This window comes from Streptomyces sp. NPDC048288 (assembly GCF_043201555.1).
Lineage (GTDB): Bacteria > Actinomycetota > Actinomycetes > Streptomycetales > Streptomycetaceae > Streptomyces.
The window spans coordinates 197,900-215,221 of the sequence record NZ_JBICZD010000005.1 but is presented as its reverse complement, the minus strand read 5'-3'; the positions used below and the strand labels follow the sequence as shown (position 1 = coordinate 215,221).

Here is a 17,322-nt window from a genome sequence, read left to right as displayed (position 1 = left end):
CACCCGCACCGGGACACGCCCACACACCCCGCACGCCGGAACACTCCTCACCAGGCCGCCACTCACCACCACGGACCTCCACGGCCTGCTGGACCTCCTGAGCCGCCGGGACCTGTGAATCCGGGTTGACCTGGGACGTCCGGCCGGGTCAGGGTGCGAAGGGCGCGGTCCTCCACCTCCGCGTCGGAAGGGTGAACCACCTTGATCGGCATCTCGGACATCGAAGCCGCCGCACAGCAGATCGCCGGGCATGTCGTCCGCACGCCCACCGTGCCCAGTCCTGGTCTGTCGGAGCTGCTCGGCGCCCCCGTCACCGCCAAGCTCGAACTCCTCCAGCGCACCGGCTCGTTCAAGGCGCGCGGCGCCACGGCGAAGCTGCTCTCGCTGAGCGAGGCCGAGCGGGCGGCGGGCGTGGTGGCCGTCAGCGGCGGCAACCACGGCATCGCCCTCGCGGTGATGGCCGAGGCCCTCCAGGTGAAGGCGACGGTGGTCATGCCCCGTACCGCGCCCGCCCGGTCGATCGCGCTGGTCGAGGCGGCCGGGGCGTCGGTGCGGCTGACCGACGGCATGGGCTCGGCGTTCGAGCTGGTCACCGTGTTGCGCGACGAGGGCCTCACCCTGGTCCACCCGTTCGACGACCCGATCGTCATCGCCGGGCAGGGCACGGTGGGCCTGGAACTCGCCGAGGACGCGGACGACCCCACCGACGTGATCGTCAGCATCGGCGGCGGAGGCCTGATCGCGGGCGTCGCGGCGGCCCTGCGCGCGAAGCGCCCGGACGTGCGGGTGTGGGGCGTGGAGACGGAGGGCGCGCAGGCCATGTCCGAGGCGCTCGCGGCGGGCGGTCCGCTGCCGGTCGCGGTGTCCTCGATCGTGACGACGCTCAGCGCGCCGGCCGTGTCCCGGCTGACCTACGACCACGGGGCGGCCCTCGTGGAGGAGGTCCTGGTGGTCCCGGACCGGGAGGCCGTACGGGGCAGCCTGGAGTTCGCCGAGCACGCCAAGGTGTGGACCGAACCGGCCGCCGGCTGTCTGCTGCCCGCGGCCCGGCAGGTGCGGGAGCGGGTCGGCGACGGGGTGCAAATCGGGCTCGTGGTGTGCGGGGGCAATGTGACACACCGGGAAATCGCCGAGTGGACCGAGCGCTTCGGGCTCGGCTGACCACCGCATCGCAGCCGGGCATTTACCGTCGGTTACCCGCAGGTCGAAGCCCGGCCATTCACTGTTTTCCCCAAGTTCGCCGCTGGTGCCGCCGTTTGAATAAAAGGCAAGAACCCTCCCGGAGTTGCAGATCCTTTGAACAAACCCGGGCGCGTCCCCCGTACCTCTGGTCAAGACGAGGCAGGGGTTCAGCGAGGGATGACGATGGTCAAGGCGCATGTCTCCGCACAAGAGTTGGTCGCCGGAAGGTATCGGCTCCTCGAGGTCGCCGACCGCGAGCCGAACCGCATCGGCTGGTACGCGGAGGACATCCAGGCGGAGCGCCCGCGCCTGGTGACCCAGATCGCGCTTCCCGGCGACCTCACCCCCGACATCGTGCGCCGGGCCACCGCCCGGGTGCTGCGCTCCTCCGAGGTCATGAGCGCGCTGCGGCCGGGCCGGGTGGCGATGGTGATCGACGCCTTCGAGGAGGCGGGCGCGCTGTGGACGGTGACGGAGCTGATCGACGGCACACCGCTCAGCGAAGTCCTCGCGCAACAGGGCTCGTTCGACTACGTACGGGCCGCCCGGATCGCCCTTGAGGTGCTCGACGTGCTGGAGGCCGCGCACAGCGACGGCTACACCCACGGCGAGCTCAGCCCCGGCCAGATCTTCGTCCGCGACAAGGGTCCGGTCGTGGTCACCGGGTTCGGTCTCGCGGGCGCGACCCTGGCACCCCGGGTCACCGCGCCGTCGTACGCCTCACCGGAGCAGGCCCGTGACGAGCGCATCGGGCCGGCCGCCGACCTGTGGGCGCTGGGCGCGATCCTCTACACGATGGTCGAGGGGCGGCCGCCGTTCCGGGACCGGGGCAAGGCCGACGCCACCCTGAAGGGGGTGGACCGGCTGCCGCTGCGCACCCCGTTGCGGGCGGGCCCGCTGACGCAGGTCGTGCAGGGGCTGCTGCGCAAGAACTCCCGGGAGCGGCTCAGCCGGCCGGTGGTCCGCCAGGCGCTGACACGAGTCCTCGACGAGGATCCCGACACGGTCGGGCAGCCGGCCCCCGTGCCCCGGCTGCGCGGCGCCTATGTGGCCGCCCGGGCCTCGGGATGGAGCAGGACCACCATGATCGGCGGCACCGCGCTGGCGGTGGTGACCGTGTCGGTGGCCGTACTGGCCGCGACCCAGGGACTGCCGGGCGGCGGCAGCACCTCGGCGGGCTCGGCGCCGAGCGCCACCGCCACGACCGACCAGCCGGGCAACCGCACCGACGGCAACGGACCGAGCCCCTCCCCCTCGAAGACCTCGGCCTCCCCCAGCGCCACCGCCGACCCGTCCCCCTCGGCCTCCGCCACTGCCACCGCCGGCGCCCTGCCGGCCGGCTTCCACCGCTACACCGCCCCGGAGGGCTTCTCCGTCGCGCTCCCCACGGGCTGGAAGCGCATCGAGACCTCCCGGGTCGATGACCTGGCCTACCGGGTCACCTTCGGCCCGGGCGGCGAGGACCCGCGCACCCTGGCGGTCACCTACAGCACCCAGGCCGGCCCCGACCCGGTCGCCGTCTGGCGGAACGACGTGGAACCGCAACTGGAACAACTGGACGGCTACCAGCTGGTCGGCCAGATCACCGCCACCACCTACCAGGGCTACAAGGCAGCCGACATGGAATGGCTCTCCGGCACCGGCGCCGATCGCGTCCACACCTTCGGCCGCGGCTTCCTCCTCGGTGGCGGTCGCAGCTTCTCCCTGCGCATCACCACGTCCGCCGTCACCTGGGACCTGCCCGCGAACAAGCTGGCGATGAAGACCTTCCTCACCACGTTCCGCCCGGCGAAGGCCTGACCGCCCACCCTCCCCGGGCCGACGCCGCCGGATGCTCCGGTCGGCGCCACGCGGCGCGCTCGGGCGGTCTTCGGTGGTGTGGCAAAGGCTGGTCAATGGGCGGATATAGGCTGCCGGTCTGTACGCATGCAGTTCCGCAGCCTTCAGGAGTGTTCTCCGTGACCCTAGCGATCGACCCGTCCGAGACGTCCGGTGCGTCCCCGGCTCCCCTGTCCGACCTCGTGGCGCGGGACGCGCGGGAGTTCGGGGCCTATGTGCGCACCGGAGGCTGGACGTTCGGGCTGATGGTGGCGCGCAGTGTGCGGCCGGGCGGCCAGGGTGCGGACGAGACGGCGAAGGTGTCGGCGAGGGAGTTCGCGGAGCTGGCGGGCTGCTCCCCGGAGCGGGTGATGCGCTACTACAAGGCGTGGGACAAGGCCGCCGACGACGGTCTGGTCCCGCACTTCGAGGCGCTGGCCCCCGGGCAGGAGGCCGAACTGCCGGACTCCGACGTGTGGTTGGCGTACTACGTCGCCCGCAGCAGCGCGACCTCCGAGCGGGGCACCGCCATCGCCGAGGCCGCGGAGGCGGAGGGCATCCGGCCCACCAAGGCCCTTGAGGTCGCCGAGAACCCCACCGCGCTGCGGGCCGCGATCCTCGCCGACCCGTCCACCGCCAGCGCCGCCCGCACGGCTCTCCTGGACCGCGTCAAGGAGGATCCCGAGCTGCAGACGGTACTGGCCCGGGACGTGGTCCGCACCGCCGACCTGAAGAAGGCCGTGGCCACCGAGAGCCGCTCGGCGGACCGGATCGGTTATGTCCGCCAGATCGCGGAGTCCGGCCAGATCAAGACCCCGGCCGGACAGACCGTCGACGCCCCCGTGGAACTCCGCCAGGAGGCCGAGCGCCATCTCTCGCTCCTGGACGAGCTGGACGAGGACGAGGACACCGGCGAGTGGGCGTCCGAGGCCTACGACACCCTGAAGAACCTGGTCGTCGAGGCGGTCGAGGCCGACCCCGACCTGCGGGTCCAGGAGAAGCGGACGAAGTTCTACAACAGCCTCCAGAAGGCGACCAAGGCGTTCGAGGAGCTGACCTTCGACGACGCCCAGGACTTCTACGAGGACGACATGGTCCAGCAGCTGGAGGAACTCCAGCAGGCCATCGGTTCCTGCCTGGCCGCGCTGCGTTCGCGGGACTCGGAGGGCAATTCCGCTCAGGATTGAGCGTTTTTCCCGTGAGAGGGGTACTAGAGGGCACCCAGCCGATCGTTCTCGGAGGCCTCTCGGTGAACCCCATCGTGCACAGGACCCTGGTCGTACAGCTCCGGGCGGACGGGACGGGCCGCTGCCCGGTCCTCGCCCATCTGTCGTACGACGCCGGTGACCCGTTCGCCGTCACCGCGGTGTTCACCCTGGACGGCCGGGTGCTCGCCCGGTGGCGGCTGGACCGCGAGATGCTGAACGACGGGCTGAGAGAGCCGGTCGGGGTCGGGGACGTGCGGCTGCGTCCGGTGCGGCAGGGCCGCTGGCGGGAAGTGCGCATGGACTTCCTCGGCGATCCGCTGCCCGGCGGCACCCGGCACCACGCGGTGGTGTTCGCCTGGGCGCCCGCGCTGGCCGCGTTCCTGAGCGACACCTACATGGTCGTGGCGCCCGGGCGCGAGGAGGTCCAGGTGGACGACGTACTCGCGGCGATCCTCGCGACCGGCTGAGTAGCCGTACTCATGTCCGTGCCCCCGGGGCGCGGCCACGATGAGGGCTCCACGACAAGGAGTCCGCCATGACCGCAGTGCACCCCGCCCCGCGCCCCGTTCCGCACCGGGTGCCCCGCCGTGTTCCGCCCGTCCTGCTCGCCGGGGTGGTGGTGGCCGGCATGGCGCTCTCGGCATGGGGCGCACGGGACCGTACGACCTGGTTCCTGGAGACGGTGTGGGTGCTGGTGGGGCTGCCGCTGGTGGTGCTGACCTGGCGGCGCTTCCCGCTGACGGGCCTGCTGGCCGGACTGCTGACCGCGCACGCGCTGGTGCTGGCCGTCGGCGGCCACTACACCTACGCCGAGGTGCCGTTGGGCGACTGGGTCCGGGACACCTTCGGCCTGGACCGCAATCCGTACGACCGTCTCGGCCACCTCATGCAGGGGTTCGTGCCGGCGATCCTGGTCCGGGAGCTGCTCAGCCGTACCTCGCCGCTGCGCGGCAGCCGCTGGCTGGCCCCGCTCACCGTGTGCGCCTGTCTCGCGTTCAGTGCCTTCTTCGAGCTGCTGGAGTGGCTGGCGGCGGAGATCGGCGGGCACGGCGCGGACGCGTTCCTGGCCACGCAGGGCGATGTCTGGGACACCCAGTGGGACATGTGCTGCGCGCTGATCGGCGCGACGGTGTCGGTCCTGGTGCTCAGCAGGGTGCACGACCGGCAGCTGCGGGCGCTGGAGGCGGCTCAGCGGGTGCTGTGACGGCGCCTGGACCAGAACGGCAGGCCGTACCAGCACACCAGGTACCAGCCGACGACGGCCACCACCACCCAGGTCACCGCGCTGCCGCCGGTGGCCACCCGGAGGATCAGCACCAGGGACGAGGTCATGGTGGCCAGCAGCAGGAAGAGGCCTACCTGGGTCAGCCCGGAGGCCAGCCGTACCGCCTGCGGCTTGACCTTCCGTCCGGCGACCAGCCGGTGCAGGGACACCGGGCCGATGAGGGCGCCGGTGGCCGAGGCCCCGAGGACGACCGTGACGACGTAGATCGTCTTGTCCACGTCGGACAGCTCGGCGTACTTCTGCTGGAACACCACGGTCAGCAGGAAGCCGAAGAGGATCTGCACCCCGGTCTGGGCGACGCGCACCTCCTGGATGAGTTCGCCCCACATCCGGTCGGCGCGCTCCTCCTCCGTCTCGTCGCGCCCGGTGCGCCGGTCCTGGTCGGTCATGACATGCGGGTAACCGCCGGGCCGGTCTCCCAAACGGCGCGGGCCGGGGGCGGCGCCTGTCCGCTCCCGGCCCGTACCCGGTTCTACCAGCGGTTCTCGACCTGGTCCTTGATCCGGCCGAGGTACAGCTCACGGATGGCGGTGACGGTCTCGGCGGGCAGCTCGGGGAGCTTGGCGGCGGCCGCGTTGGCCCGGGCCTGCTCCTGGTTGCGGGCGCCGGGGATCACCGTGGTCACCCCGGGCTGCTCGATGATCCAGCGCAGGGCGAGCTGGGCCGGCGTGTACCCCTCGGGGGCGAGGGCGGCGAACTCGGCGGCGGCCTCGACGCCCGTCGCGTAGTCCACTCCGGAGAAGGTCTCGCCCTGGTCGAAGGCCTCGCCGTGCCGGTTGTAGGTGCGGTGGTCGTCGGCGGCGAAGACGGTGTCCTTGGTGTACTTGCCGGACAGCAGACCGGAGGCGAGCGGCACCCGGGCGATGATGCCGACGCCGGCCTCGCGGGCCGCCGGGAGCACCTCGTACAGCGGCTTCATGCGGAACGGGTTGAGGATGATCTGCACGCTGGCCACGCCCGGACGGGCGATCGCGGTGAGCGCCTCCGCGCAGGTCTCCACGCTGACGCCGTAGGCGGCGATGCGCTCCTCCTCGACCATCGTGTCGAGGGCGTCGTACACCTCGCCGGAGGAGTAGACCGGGGTCGGCGGGCAGTGCAGCTGCACCAGGTCGAGGCGGTCCACGCCGAGGTTGCGGCGCGACCGGTCGTTCCACGCGCGGAAGTTGTCGAGGACGTAGTTCTCCGGGATCTGGTCGACCCGGCGGCCCATCTTGGTGGCCACCAGCACGTGCAGGTCCGGCCGGCCGCGCAGGAAGCCGGCGATGGTCTGCTCGCTGCGCCCGTCGCCGTACACGTCGGCGGTGTCGAAGAAGGTCACCCCCGACTCGGCCGCCGCCTCCAGCACGGCGAGAGCGTCCTTCTCGTCCACCTCGCCCCAGTCGGCGCCGAGCTGCCATGTGCCCAGGCCGACGACCGATGCCCGCTGTCCCGACCTGCCGATTACGCGTTCGTCCATGGCGCCAGTCTGTCATCCGCCACCGACAACGCTGTCACGGGCCCGAGCGACCGCCCCCACCTGTGAATCGTTCACTCACACGGGTGATTGCCTTCGACAGAAATCAGGAGTGCGTCAACCCGGATCTAGCGTGACGGCGTGACTGACACTTCAGCGAACAACACGTCCTGGGGCGACGGCTGGAGCCGTCGGGCCTTCCTGCGGTCCGCCGCCGTGCTGGCCGCCGTACCGGTGCTGCTGGCGGCCGATCCGGCCGAGGCCGCAGCCGAACTGCCGGACTTCCCGGCGGGGGTCGCGCTGTACCGCTCGGCGTACCGCAACTGGGTGGGAGAGATCACCGCGGACGGGCTGTGGGCCTGTGCCCCGGCCGACGCCGGCCAGGTGCTGGCGGTCGTCGACTGGGCCTGGCGGAACAGTCGTCGGGTGCGTGCGCGGGGCGCCTCGCACGGCTGGTCGCCGCTGACGATCACGGAGGGGACGGCGGCCGACGACCAGGTCCTGCTCGTGGACACCACGGCTCATCTCACGGGTCTCTCCCTGGAGTCCGGTTCGCTGGTGCGGGCCGGGACCGGGGTCACCCTGGAGGCCCTGCTCACCTTCCTGGAGGGCCACGGTCTCGGGCTCACCGCCGCGCCGGCGCCCGGCGATCTGACGCTCGGCGGCGCCCTGGCCGTCGACGCGCACGGGACCGCCGTACCGGCCGACGGCGAGGACCCGCTGCCCGGGCACACCTACGGCTCGTTGAGCAATCTGGTGGTGTCGCTGACCGCGGTGGTGTGGGACGAGGACACGGGTGCGTACGTCCTGCGGACCTTCGGCCGGGGCGAGGCGGACTGTGCGGCGCTGCTCACGCATCTGGGCCGGGCGCTGGTGACCGAGGTCGTGCTGCGGGTGGGGGCGAACAGCAGCCTGCGGTGCGTGAGCCGGACCGACATCCCGGCCGGTGAACTGTTCGCGGCGCCGGGTTCCGGCGGGCGGACCCTCGACGGCTTCCTGACGCGGTCCGGGCGGGTCGAGGCGATCTGGTTCGCGTTCACCGAGTACCCGTGGCTGAAGGAGTGGAGCGTCGCGCCGGCCAGGCCGCTCACCTCGCGGCACGTCACCTCGCCGTACAACTACCCCTTCTCCGACAACGTCCCGACCGTGGTCGCCGACCTGGCGGGGCGGATGGTGTCCGACGCGGCGTGGTACCTCGCGCCGGTGCTGGGGAACGCGCAACTGGACGTCGCGGCGCTCGGGTTGGTGACGACGCTGTCCTCGGACATCTGGGGGCCTTCGAAGAACACGCTGCTGTACATCAGGCCGACCACACTGCGGATCAACGCGAACGGGTACGCGGTGCTGACGGAGCGGGGCGAAGTGCAGCGGGTGGTGCACGAGTTCACCTCGTTCTACCGGGAACGGCTCACCACGTACGCGGCGTCGGGGCGGTTCCCGGTGAACGGGTCGGTGGAGATCCGGGTGACGGGGCTGGACGAGCCGGAGGATGTGGGGGTGGCCGGGGCGCAGGTGCCGTCGCTGTCTGCGGTACGGCCGCGCGACGGGGCCGACACGGCGGTCTGGCTGGACGTGCTGACGCTGCCGGGGACGCCGTACGCGGAGGCGTTCATGCGGGAGTTGGAGACGTTTCTGTTCGAGAGGTTCGAGGGGACTCGGGTGGAGTGGTCCAAGGGGTGGGCCTATACGGAGTCGGGTGTGTGGAGCGACGAGGAGGTGCTCGGGGTGAGGATTCCGGATTCGTTCGGGGGTGCGGTGTGGGATGCGGCGGTGGGGGTGCTGGATCGGCTTGATCCGCATGGGGTGTTCGGCAATGGATTTCTGGATGGGGTGCTTGTGCGACGTTGAAGTCCGCGGGTGGGTGGGGGCTGGTCGCGTCCACGCGGCGGAGCCGGCGACTAGAAGTAGTGGCCTTCTTCCAAGTCCGCGATCAGGCCGGGGTGTTCCGGTTCCCAGCCCAGGAGCTTGCGGGTGCGTTCGCTCGACGTCGGGTTGTCGGCCGACGCCACTATGCCGAGCCAGCCGAAGTGGGTCTGGGCCTCTTCGGCCGGGATGCTCTTCAGCGGTACGTCGAGGCCTCGGCCGATCGCCGTCGCTATGTCCTTGAAGGGGACTTCCTGGTCGGCGGCGGCGTGCAGGGCGGTGCCGGCGGGGGCCGATTCGAGGGCCAGGCGGAACAGGTGGGCGGCGTCGAGGCGGTGTACGGCGGGCCAGCGGTTGGTGCCGTCGCCGATGTAGGCGGCGACGCCGGTCCGGCGGGCGACGTCGATCAGGCGGGGGACGAAGCCCTGGTCGCCGCGGCCGTGGACGGTGGGGGCGAGGCGGACCACGGAGCTGCGGACGCCGCGTGCGGCCAGGGCGAGCGCGGCGAGGTCCGCGGCGCTGCGGTGGACGGCCGGTGCCGGGGTGTCCTGCTCGGCCGCGACCCCGCCGTTCGGGGCGAGCATGAGGGTGCCCGAGGTGACGACGAAGGGCCGGTCCGAGCCGGCGAGGGCGGTGCCGACCGCCTCGATCACGCGGAGGTCGGTCGCCACGGGCCCGGTCATGTCGGGGAAGGAGTCGTGGTCGAAGGCGAGGTGGATCACGCCGTCGGTACCGGCCGCCGCGCGGGCCAGGTCCTCGGGGTCGTCGAGGCTGCCGCGGTGCACCTCGGCGCCCGCCGCCGTCAGGGCTTCGGCGGACTTGTCGGAGCGGGCGAGGGCGAGGACCCGGTGACCGGCGCCGAGGAGTCCGGGGACGACGGCCGAGCCGATGAAGCCGCTGCCGCCGGTAACGAATACCCGCATGAGGGGTGCTCCTTCGAGGGATGGGGTGGTGTCCCCATCGTTCGGGCGGCGGGTGTCGCGCGTCCAAAGCCTGTTTCGTACTACGCAATGCCTCTGAGGCATGAGTGCAGGTCATTGTGCATATGCTGAAGACATGGCTGATGCGGCTCCCGCCCCCGACCTCGATCTGCGGATCGTCCGGTACTTCACCGTCGTCGCCGAGCAGCGGCACTTCGGGCGGGCCGCCGGTGCCCTGCACATCACGCAGCCGTCGCTGAGCCGGCAGATCCAGCGTCTGGAGCGGGTGCTGGGGGCGCGGCTGTTCGACCGCACCCCGCAGGGCGCGCGGCTCACCGAGGCCGGTGAGGTGTTCCTGCCGCGGGCCAAGGGGCTGCTGCGGGCCGCGGGCGAGGCCGCGGCCGTCACCCGGGCCGCCGCGGAGCCCAGCCGGATCACCGTCGGGTACATCAACGGGATCTTCGTCACCCCGGCCGTGCGCGATCTGCGCCGCCGCTTCCCCGAAGCCGAGGTGCGGACCCTGCACCTCGACTGGGGCGAGCCGCGCGAGGCCCTGCTGGCGGGACGGGTGGACGCGGTGGTGACGCGGCTGCCGCTGCGCACCGACGGGCTGCGGGTGACGGTCCTCTACGACGAGCCCCGCGTCCTGGTCGTACCGCTGGACCACCGGCTCGCCGGGAAGGAGTCGGTCACGCTCGACGACTTCGCCGACGAGCCGTTGCCCCGGGGCCGGGATCCGCTCTGGAACGCGTTCTGGCGTGTCGATCCCCGGCCGGACGGCAGCCCGGCGCCCGGCGGTCCGCTGATCGACGCGGTGGAGGACAAGTTCGAACACGTGGCCGCCGGGCAGGCGGTGGCGATCGTGCCCCGGGTGCCCGGCATCTCCCTGCGCCCCGACCTCACCGCCGTCCCGCTGCACGGCGTCGAGCCGAGCCATGTGGTGCTGGCGACCCGGGCCGGTGACAACAGCCGCCTGCTGGCCGCCCTCCGCCGGTCCGTCGAGGCGCTCCTGACCGCGCCGGAGCCCGGCTAGGGCGTCAACTGGGCCTGGACGGCCGGGCCGTAGCGGTCGGCGATGTCGGTGACCGCCGAGTCGCGCAGCCGAGGGCCGCGGGCGATGCCGTACATCACGCCCAGGCCGATCAGCTGGGCGACGGCGAGTTCGGCGCGCAGGCCGGGGTCCGGGCCGGTGAGCCGGGCGGCGAGGACGTCGACCACGTGGGCGCGGAAGTTGGCGCGCAGCACGTCCCCGAGGTCGCCGTGCAGGGGTGCGAAGACGATCCGCAGCAGCGGGTCGGCGCCGCGGTCGCGCTGGCCCTCCAGGACGTACCGGACCATGTGCGGGCCGAGGCGGTCCAGGGGGGCGTCGAGCAGGGCGGCCGCGTCGGCGTCGAAGGACATCACCCGGGCGAACAGGCCGTCCTTGTTGCCGAAGTACTTGAGGATCAGGGGCGGGCTGACCCCGGCGCGCTCGGCGACGTCCTTGAGGGTGATGTCGGCGTGCGCGTGCCGGGCGAGGAGATGGCGGGCGGCCTTGAGGATGGCCGTCCTGGTGGCCTCCGCGTCCCGGCGGGCGGGCGCGGCGGGGAGGTCCGGTGGGGTGCTCACGGCACTCATGCTCCCTCCAGCGCGTCGTCGCGCACGCCCTCGGCGCGGTCCTTGGCACGGGGGGCGTCGTCGGTGGCCCGGTCCTTGTCGCCCGGGATGGACAGGGCGGCGGCGCCGGCCGCGAGCGCGATGACGCAGGCCATCGCGAACGCGAGCAGATAGCCGTGCAGGGTGGGGATCGCGGCGCCGCCGACGAGGCTCGTGTGGTGGGTGAGCACGGCGGCGACGGCGGCGCTGGAGGTGGCCTGGCCGATGGTGCGCATGAGGACGTTGACGCCGTTGGCGGAGGCGGTCTGGCTCGCCGGGACGGCCCGCAGGATCAGCGTGGGCAGCGCGGAGTAGGCGAGCGTGGTGCCGGTGGCGACGACGGTGGCGCCCAGGATGATCATCCAGAGGTCGCGGCTGTCGGCGATGCGTACGACGTAGCCGCAGGCGATGACGGCGGCGCCGAGGGCGAGGGTGATGCGCGGGCCGCGGGAGGCCGAGATCCGGGCGGAGACCGGCGAGAACAGCAGCATGGTGACGCCGCCGGGGAGCAGGCACAGGCCGGTGGCGACGATGGACAGGCCCAGGCCGTACCCGGTGGCCTTCGGCGCCTGCACCAGCTGGGCGGTCACCAGGGAGTTGGCGTAGAAGGCGAACCCGGTGAGCAGGGCGGCGACATGGGAGAGCCCGACCCGGGGCCGGGTGACGAGGTGCAGGTCGACCAGCGGCTGCTCGGTGCGCAGCTGCTGCCACCACCACAGGACCAGGACGAGGACCGCGGCGGCGAAGAGTCCGAGGACGCTCGGGCTGGACCAGCCCCACTGGCCGCCCTGGGAGACGCCGAGCAGCAGACAGGTCAGCCCGGCGGCCAGCCCGAGCGCGCCGAGCACGTCGAACCGGCCGGACTCGCGTACGGGCGACTCCCGGACCGCCCACCAGACGCCCGCCACGCCGAGCGCGCCCAGGAGGCTGGTCAGCCAGAACATGGTGTGCCAGTCGTAGTACTGCACGACCAGCGCGGCCAGCGGCAGGCCCAGTGCGGCCCCGATGCCGACGGTGGAGCTCATCAGCGCCACCGCCGACCCCCGGCGCTCCGGCGGCAGTTCGTCGCGCAGGATGCTGATGGAGAGGGGGACGACGGAGGCGGCCGCGCCCTGGAGCGCGCGGGCGACGATGAGGACGGTGATGTCCGAGGAGAGCGCGCACATCACGGAGCCGACGGTCATCAGCGCGAGGGCTCCGGTGAGCACCCGGCGCTTGCCGTACATGTCACCGGCCCGGCCGAGCACCGGGGTGAGGACGGCCCCGGCGAGGAGGGTCGCGGTGACGGTCCAGGAGACGGTGCCGGCCGAGGAGTGGGTGAGCCGGGGCAGGTCGGGCAGCAGGGGGACGACCACCGTCTGCATGACGGCCATCAGGATGCCGCCGAAGGCCAGGACCGGGATGGTCAGCCGTTGCCGCAGCGGGCGCGGTGCGGCGGGCGAGCCCGAGGGGGCGGCTATCGGGACGGGCTGCTCCATCGGCGCTCCTGCGGACGGCACGGAAAAGTAGGTGAATATGAATTCACCCTACCGGGTGAATTACCTTTCACCTACCCGGTATGCCGCCGGGCGGCCGCTACGACCGGGCGTGCAGGGCCCGCGCCGCCCGCGGCCCGAGCCACCGCTTGAACCGGCGCAGCACCTCAAGCCGCCCGGCCGCCTTGTCGATGCCGTAGTAGAGCTGCGGCGGCACATACGGCAGCAGGGGCGAGTGCCGCTGGCCGAGCAGGGCGAACATGCGGTGCGGGGGCAGGTCGATGTAGCGGGGCAGCTGCTCGTACCACTGGGCGCTGAGGCGGGCGGCGCTCTGGGCGGAGACCAGTTCGGCCTTGCGCCGCCGTTCGTAGGCGGCGAGCGCCTGGGGCACGGCGCCGTGCTCGCGCAGGGTGTCGGCGAGGCACATCGCGTCCTCCAGGGCGAGGGTGGTGCCGGCGCCGATGGAGTAGTGGGTGGTGTGGGCGGCGTCGCCGAGCAGGACGAGGTTGCCGTGGTGCCAGCTGCGGTTGGTGAGGGTGCGGAAGGCGGGCCAGGCCGCCGTGGCACCGCCGATCAGCGCGTGGCCGTCGAGGATGCCGGCGAACAGCTTCTCCAGCAGGGCCAGTTGGCCGGCCCCGTCCATGGCGTCGAGCCCGAGGCCGGCCAGGGTGTCCGGGGCGCACTCGATGACGCAGGTGCTGTGCTCGGCGTCGTACGGGTAGCCGTAGCACCAGACCCAGCCGTGCTCGGTCTCGACGAAGGCGAAGGTGAAGGAGTCGAAGACCTTGGTGGTGCCGAGCCACAGGTAGTGGTTGCGGCCCTCGGTGGTCTCGGTGCCGAAGTCGTCGGCGTGCCGGGTGCGCAGGGCGCTGTGGATGCCGTCGGCGGCGACGACGAGGTCGGCCTCGGGGAGGTGGTCGGGCGTGATCTCGTCCTCGAACTCCAGGCGCACACCCAGGGACCGGGCGCGGTCGGCGAGGATCTCCAGGAGCCGGTGGCGGCCGATGCCGTGGCCCGGGTCGCCGGGCTGCCGGGTGATCAGGTCGCGGACGTGGGCGACGCCCTGGTGCCAGCGCACCGAGCTCTCCTCGATCGCGCGCGCCGACTCGGGGTCGAGCGCGTGCAGCCGGTCGAGCAGGGCGCGCCAGTAGGTGACGCCCCAGCCGTAGGTCGAGCCCTCGGGGCCGCGTTCGTGGACGGTGATGTCGTGGGACGGGTTTTGCCGCTTGAGCAGGATCGCGAGATACAGGCCGGCGGGCCCGCCTCCGACACAGACGACCTTCACGCACACACCCCTGGATTTCACTGAACGTGGTCAATTGGCACCGCAGGGTAGCAGCGCGGGTGAGTCCGGCCGGGTTTTCGAATCGCGCCAGATTGACGCCGTGAGCCACGCCACCCGGACGGCGGACCGCTGCGAAAGATCGACGGAAACCCCCTCGCCAGAGCAAGGAATTACCCGTTCCGGTAGCGGCGAGCCCCCTGTCGCAGCAAGATCATCTTCGTTCAATCTTGTATGACATGTAGTCAATTGTCCTGATCGTAGCCAACCCGATCCGGGCGATTTCTCCCGCTCCGGAACCGGCGGATAGGCATACGGGGTCATCACCCGCACCCACCACAGGAGCACCCGTATGCCCGAACTCACCCGCCGTCGCGCACTCACCGGGGCGGCCGTCCTCGCCGCCGCGGTCGGCGCCCAGACCCTCGTCGCGCCCGGCGCCTCGGCGGCCGGTCACTCGCACGAGGGATCCCTCGAACCCTTCGACGAGGTCTACCGGGGCCGACGGATACAGGGCCGCCCGGCCGGCATGGGCGACATGGGCGGACACCACCACGGACACGGCGCCGGCTACGCGGTGTTCGTCGACGGGGTCGAGCTGCACGTGATGCGGAACGCCGACGGCAGCTGGATCAGCGTGGTCAGCCACTACGACCCGGTCGCCACCCCGCGCGCCGCCGCCCGTGCCGCGGTCGACGAGCTGCAGGGCGCCGCGCTGCTGCCGTTCCCCGCCAACTGACCGCCCCCGCAAGGACTTCCGGAGTTTCGAAGCACATGACCGTACGCAAGAACCAGGCCAGTCTGACCGCCGACGAGAAGCGGCGGTTCGTCGCCGCCGTCATCGAGCTGAAGCGCGACGGCCGGTACGACGACTTCGTGCGCACGCACAACGCCTTCATCATGTCCGACACCGACGACTCGGAGCGCACGGGCCACCGTTCACCGTCGTTCCTGCCCTGGCACCGCAGATTCCTGCTCGACTTCGAGCAGGCGCTGCAGGCGGTGGACCCCTCCGTCGCGCTCCCCTACTGGGACTGGAGCACCGACCGGACCGTCCGCGCCGCGCTGTGGGGCCCGGACTTCCTGGGCGGCACCGGGCGCAGCTCGGACGGCCGGGTGACGGACGGGCCGTTCGCCGCGTCCGGCGGGAACTGGCCGGTCAACGTCCGTGTGGACGGCCGCACTTACCTGCGCCGGTCGCTCGGGACGAGCGTGCGCGAGCTGCCCACCCGGGCCGAGGTCGACTCGGTGCTGAACATGGCGACCTATGACATGGCCCCCTGGAACAGCGCCTCGGACGGCTTCCGGAACCATCTGGAGGGCTGGCGCGGGGTCAATCTGCACAACCGGGTCCATGTCTGGGTCGGCGGGCAGATGGCCACCGGGGTCTCCCCCAACGACCCGGTGTTCTGGCTGCACCACGCCTTCGTCGACAAGCTCTGGGCCGAGTGGCAGCGCCGGCATCCGCAGGCGGGGTACGTGCCGGGCGGCGGCACCTCGGACGTGGTGGACCTGGACGAGACGATGAAGCCGTGGAACGACGTGCGGCCGGCGGATCTGCTCGACCACACGCGGTTCTACACGTTCGACGTCTGAGCCGTCCGGTCAGGCCTCGGCCGTACGGCACTCCGGGTGGCCCCAGCCCTGCGCGTTCTTGGCGATGGTCTCGCCCGCCGCGTAGGAACGGCCGCACAGGCAGCGGCCGGGGAACTTCGCCTTGAGGGTGCGGGAGGAGGAGCCGTTCGCCGTCTTGCGGGGTGCCGCCTTGCGGCGCGGGGCCGAGGCCGCGGGCGTCGGGGAGGACGGCGGTTCCGGGGAGCCGAGGGCGCTGCTCGCGGCCTCCTGGGCCGTCGCCGCCTGGCTGGCCGCCCGGTCGGCGAAGTCGTTCAGCGGGTCGCCGTCAACCTGGTGGGCGGGGACGTAGCGGAAGTCGACCGTGCGGCCGTCGAGGAGCGCGTCGATCCGGACCACGAGGTCCTGGTTGGCGACCGGCTTGCCCGCGGAGGTCTTCCAGCCGTTGCGCTTCCAGCCGGGCAGCCAGGTGGTGACCGCCTTCATCGCGTACTGCGAGTCCATCCGCACCTCGAGGGGCACGTCCGGGTCGGTGGCCGCCAGCAGCCGCTCCAGGGCGGTCAGTTCGGCCACGTTGTTGGTGGCCTTGCCGAGCGGCCCGGCCTCCCAGCGGGCCGCGGTCGCCGCGTCGTCGGACACCACCCAGGCCCAGCCGGCCGGTCCGGGGTTTCCCTTAGAAGCCCCGTCGCACGCGGCCACCACTCGTTCACGCATGGCCCCGATCATGCCACGGCCGGGCGCCCCGCCCGGCCGTGGCCCCGCGTCCGCCCTGGTCAGACGTCCTTGACCTGCGGCATCTCACCCTCGGTGGTCGTGATGTCGATCACCGAGAAGTTGGCGCCCTGCGGGTCGCTGAGCGCCGCGAACCGGCCGAAGGGGCTGCTCATCGGACCGAAGCGGAGGATCGCGCCGAGCTTGGTCGCCTTGGCGACGGCCTCGTCGCAGTCGGCGACGGTGAAGTAGACGTTGATGTACGAGGGCACCTCGGGCGGGAAGTCGTCGGTCATCCGCATCCGGCCGAGGACGGTCTGCTCGCCGAGGTCGAACATCCGGAAGTCGACGTTGTCGTCCTCGATCTGCTTGGCCGTGTAGGGGAAGACGGCGCTGAAGAAGGGGTCGGCCTTCTCCGGCTCACGGGTGAACACCTCCGCCCAGCAGTAGGCGCCGGGCACGGCCGTGGCCTCGAAGCCCTCGTGGACACCGCCCTGCCAGATGCCGAACACCGCGCCGCTGGGCTCCCGGGCCAGGCACATGGTGCCGAACTCGCCGACCTGCATCGGCTCCATCAGCACCTCGCCGCCGTTCTCCCGGATTTTCGCGGCGGTCGCCGCCGCGTCGGGCGAGGCGAAGTAGAGGCACCACTGCGACTGCCCCTCCTGGCCGGGCATGGGCGGGACGACGGCGGCGACGGCCTTGCCGTCCGCGTAGGCCTGGGTGTAGTTGCCGTACTCCGACGTCGACTCGCCGAACGTCCAGCCGAGGACCTCGCCGTAGAAGCTCTTGGCCCCCTCCAGGTCGCTGAACATCGCGTCGGCCCAACAGGGCGTTCCTTCAGGTTGTACCGCCATGGCCGCGGCCCTTCCGATCGAGCGGATTCTCCCGCTTCCTCACGCTAGCCACCGGGCGGTC

The 17,322-nt window shown here is 72.1% G+C and carries 17 protein-coding genes; 9 read left to right on the top strand and 8 right to left on the bottom strand.

Going from position 1 to position 17,322, the window contains the following annotated elements; all coding sequences use genetic code 11:
- Nucleotides 1-201: 201 nt before the first annotated feature.
- The 5 genes from ACGFZS_RS19730 to ACGFZS_RS19710 all read left to right on the top strand — a co-directional run bounded on the left by ACGFZS_RS19730 (nt 202) and on the right by ACGFZS_RS19710 (nt 5,412).
- Nucleotides 202-1,161, top strand: coding sequence for a threonine/serine dehydratase (locus ACGFZS_RS19730; RefSeq protein ID WP_393796179.1), 960 nt, complete (start codon nt 202-204; stop codon nt 1,159-1,161).
- A 198-nt stretch (nt 1,162-1,359) separates the two neighbouring features.
- Nucleotides 1,360-2,982: a serine/threonine-protein kinase gene (locus ACGFZS_RS19725; RefSeq protein WP_393796178.1), complete on the top strand. Its 1,623-nt coding sequence runs from the start codon at nt 1,360-1,362 to the stop codon at nt 2,980-2,982.
- Nucleotides 2,983-3,140: 158 nt separating this feature from the next.
- Nucleotides 3,141-4,187 carry a hypothetical protein gene (locus ACGFZS_RS19720; RefSeq protein WP_393796177.1) on the top strand — a complete coding sequence of 349 codons (1,047 nt, stop codon included), beginning with the start codon at nt 3,141-3,143 and terminating at the stop codon, nt 4,185-4,187.
- 62 nt (nt 4,188-4,249) lie between these two features.
- Complete coding sequence (locus ACGFZS_RS19715) at nt 4,250-4,675, top strand: SsgA family sporulation/cell division regulator (protein WP_393543577.1); 426 nt, start codon at nt 4,250-4,252, stop codon at nt 4,673-4,675.
- Nucleotides 4,676-4,743: 68 nt separating this feature from the next.
- Nucleotides 4,744-5,412, top strand: coding sequence for a DUF2238 domain-containing protein (locus ACGFZS_RS19710; protein WP_393796176.1), 669 nt, complete (start codon nt 4,744-4,746; stop codon nt 5,410-5,412).
- On the opposite strand, the gene ACGFZS_RS19705 is transcribed toward ACGFZS_RS19710, so the two are convergent.
- Nucleotides 5,397-5,882: a DUF6328 family protein gene (locus ACGFZS_RS19705; protein ID WP_393796175.1), complete on the bottom strand. Its 486-nt coding sequence runs from the start codon at nt 5,880-5,882 to the stop codon at nt 5,397-5,399. The two genes, ACGFZS_RS19710 and ACGFZS_RS19705, sit on opposite strands and share 16 nt — an antisense overlap.
- A gap of 83 nt (nt 5,883-5,965) precedes the next feature.
- Nucleotides 5,966-6,949, bottom strand: coding sequence for an aldo/keto reductase (locus ACGFZS_RS19700; RefSeq protein WP_393796174.1), 984 nt, complete (start codon nt 6,947-6,949; stop codon nt 5,966-5,968).
- A gap of 138 nt (nt 6,950-7,087) precedes the next feature.
- Between ACGFZS_RS19700 and ACGFZS_RS19695 the strand changes: the two genes are divergently transcribed.
- Entirely contained in the window at nt 7,088-8,794 is a 1,707-nt protein-coding gene (locus ACGFZS_RS19695) for a cholesterol oxidase substrate-binding domain-containing protein (RefSeq protein WP_393796173.1), read from the top strand.
- 50 nt (nt 8,795-8,844) lie between these two features.
- Here ACGFZS_RS19695 and ACGFZS_RS19690 read toward each other — a convergent pair whose 3' ends face one another.
- A complete protein-coding gene (locus ACGFZS_RS19690) occupies nt 8,845-9,732 on the bottom strand; it encodes an SDR family oxidoreductase (RefSeq protein WP_393796172.1) in 888 nt (295 codons plus the stop codon).
- A 133-nt stretch (nt 9,733-9,865) separates the two neighbouring features.
- Between ACGFZS_RS19690 and ACGFZS_RS19685 the strand changes: the two genes are divergently transcribed.
- Entirely contained in the window at nt 9,866-10,762 is an 897-nt protein-coding gene (locus tag ACGFZS_RS19685; RefSeq protein WP_393796171.1) for a LysR family transcriptional regulator, read from the top strand.
- Here the strand turns inward: ACGFZS_RS19685 and ACGFZS_RS19680 are convergent.
- The 3 genes from ACGFZS_RS19680 to ACGFZS_RS19670 form a co-directional block, all read right to left on the bottom strand.
- Nucleotides 10,759-11,346 (bottom strand): TetR family transcriptional regulator, encoded by a 588-nt coding sequence (locus tag ACGFZS_RS19680; RefSeq protein WP_393666647.1) that lies wholly within the window; start codon nt 11,344-11,346, stop codon nt 10,759-10,761. The two genes, ACGFZS_RS19685 and ACGFZS_RS19680, sit on opposite strands and share 4 nt — an antisense overlap.
- A complete protein-coding gene (locus ACGFZS_RS19675) occupies nt 11,343-12,842 on the bottom strand; it encodes an MFS transporter (protein WP_393796170.1) in 1,500 nt (499 codons plus the stop codon). The genes ACGFZS_RS19680 and ACGFZS_RS19675 overlap by 4 nt, the downstream gene beginning before the upstream one ends.
- A gap of 97 nt (nt 12,843-12,939) precedes the next feature.
- Nucleotides 12,940-14,130 (bottom strand): FAD-dependent monooxygenase, encoded by a 1,191-nt coding sequence (locus ACGFZS_RS19670; protein ID WP_393796573.1) that lies wholly within the window; start codon nt 14,128-14,130, stop codon nt 12,940-12,942.
- A gap of 343 nt (nt 14,131-14,473) precedes the next feature.
- Here ACGFZS_RS19670 and ACGFZS_RS19665 point away from each other — a divergent pair, with 343 nt between their 5' ends.
- Together ACGFZS_RS19665 and ACGFZS_RS19660 are read left to right on the top strand one after the other, a co-directional pair.
- Nucleotides 14,474-14,860, top strand: coding sequence for a tyrosinase cofactor (locus ACGFZS_RS19665; protein ID WP_393796169.1), 387 nt, complete (start codon nt 14,474-14,476; stop codon nt 14,858-14,860).
- Between the two features lie 35 nt (nt 14,861-14,895).
- Nucleotides 14,896-15,717, top strand: coding sequence for a tyrosinase family protein (locus ACGFZS_RS19660; protein ID WP_393796168.1), 822 nt, complete (start codon nt 14,896-14,898; stop codon nt 15,715-15,717).
- Nucleotides 15,718-15,726: 9 nt separating this feature from the next.
- Here ACGFZS_RS19660 and ACGFZS_RS19655 read toward each other — a convergent pair whose 3' ends face one another.
- Nucleotides 15,727-16,419 (bottom strand): ribonuclease H, encoded by a 693-nt coding sequence (locus ACGFZS_RS19655; protein WP_393666639.1) that lies wholly within the window; start codon nt 16,417-16,419, stop codon nt 15,727-15,729.
- Nucleotides 16,420-16,466: 47 nt separating this feature from the next.
- Entirely contained in the window at nt 16,467-17,261 is a 795-nt protein-coding gene (locus ACGFZS_RS19650; RefSeq protein WP_393796167.1) for a VOC family protein, read from the bottom strand.
- Between the last annotated feature and the right edge of the window lie 61 nt (nt 17,262-17,322).

Bases quoted from the DNA above. Each gene is read 5' to 3' on its own strand.
- ACGFZS_RS19725 (WP_393796178.1), top strand. From the start codon at position 1,360: ATGACGATGGTCAAGGCGCATGTCTCCGCACAAGAGTTGGTCGCCGGA.
- ACGFZS_RS19710 (WP_393796176.1), top strand. From the start codon at position 4,744: ATGACCGCAGTGCACCCCGCCCCGCGCCCCGTTCCGCACCGGGTGCCC.
- ACGFZS_RS19705 (WP_393796175.1), bottom strand. From the start codon at position 5,882: ATGACCGACCAGGACCGGCGCACCGGGCGCGACGAGACGGAGGAGGAG.
- ACGFZS_RS19700 (WP_393796174.1), bottom strand. From the start codon at position 6,949: ATGGACGAACGCGTAATCGGCAGGTCGGGACAGCGGGCATCGGTCGTC.
- ACGFZS_RS19690 (WP_393796172.1), bottom strand. From the start codon at position 9,732: ATGCGGGTATTCGTTACCGGCGGCAGCGGCTTCATCGGCTCGGCCGTC.
- ACGFZS_RS19685 (WP_393796171.1), top strand. From the start codon at position 9,866: ATGGCTGATGCGGCTCCCGCCCCCGACCTCGATCTGCGGATCGTCCGG.
- ACGFZS_RS19680 (WP_393666647.1), bottom strand. From the start codon at position 11,346: ATGAGTGCCGTGAGCACCCCACCGGACCTCCCCGCCGCGCCCGCCCGC.
- ACGFZS_RS19675 (WP_393796170.1), bottom strand. From the start codon at position 12,842: ATGGAGCAGCCCGTCCCGATAGCCGCCCCCTCGGGCTCGCCCGCCGCA.
- ACGFZS_RS19665 (WP_393796169.1), top strand. From the start codon at position 14,474: ATGCCCGAACTCACCCGCCGTCGCGCACTCACCGGGGCGGCCGTCCTC.
- ACGFZS_RS19660 (WP_393796168.1), top strand. From the start codon at position 14,896: ATGACCGTACGCAAGAACCAGGCCAGTCTGACCGCCGACGAGAAGCGG.
- ACGFZS_RS19655 (WP_393666639.1), bottom strand. From the start codon at position 16,419: ATGATCGGGGCCATGCGTGAACGAGTGGTGGCCGCGTGCGACGGGGCT.
- ACGFZS_RS19650 (WP_393796167.1), bottom strand. From the start codon at position 17,261: ATGGCGGTACAACCTGAAGGAACGCCCTGTTGGGCCGACGCGATGTTC.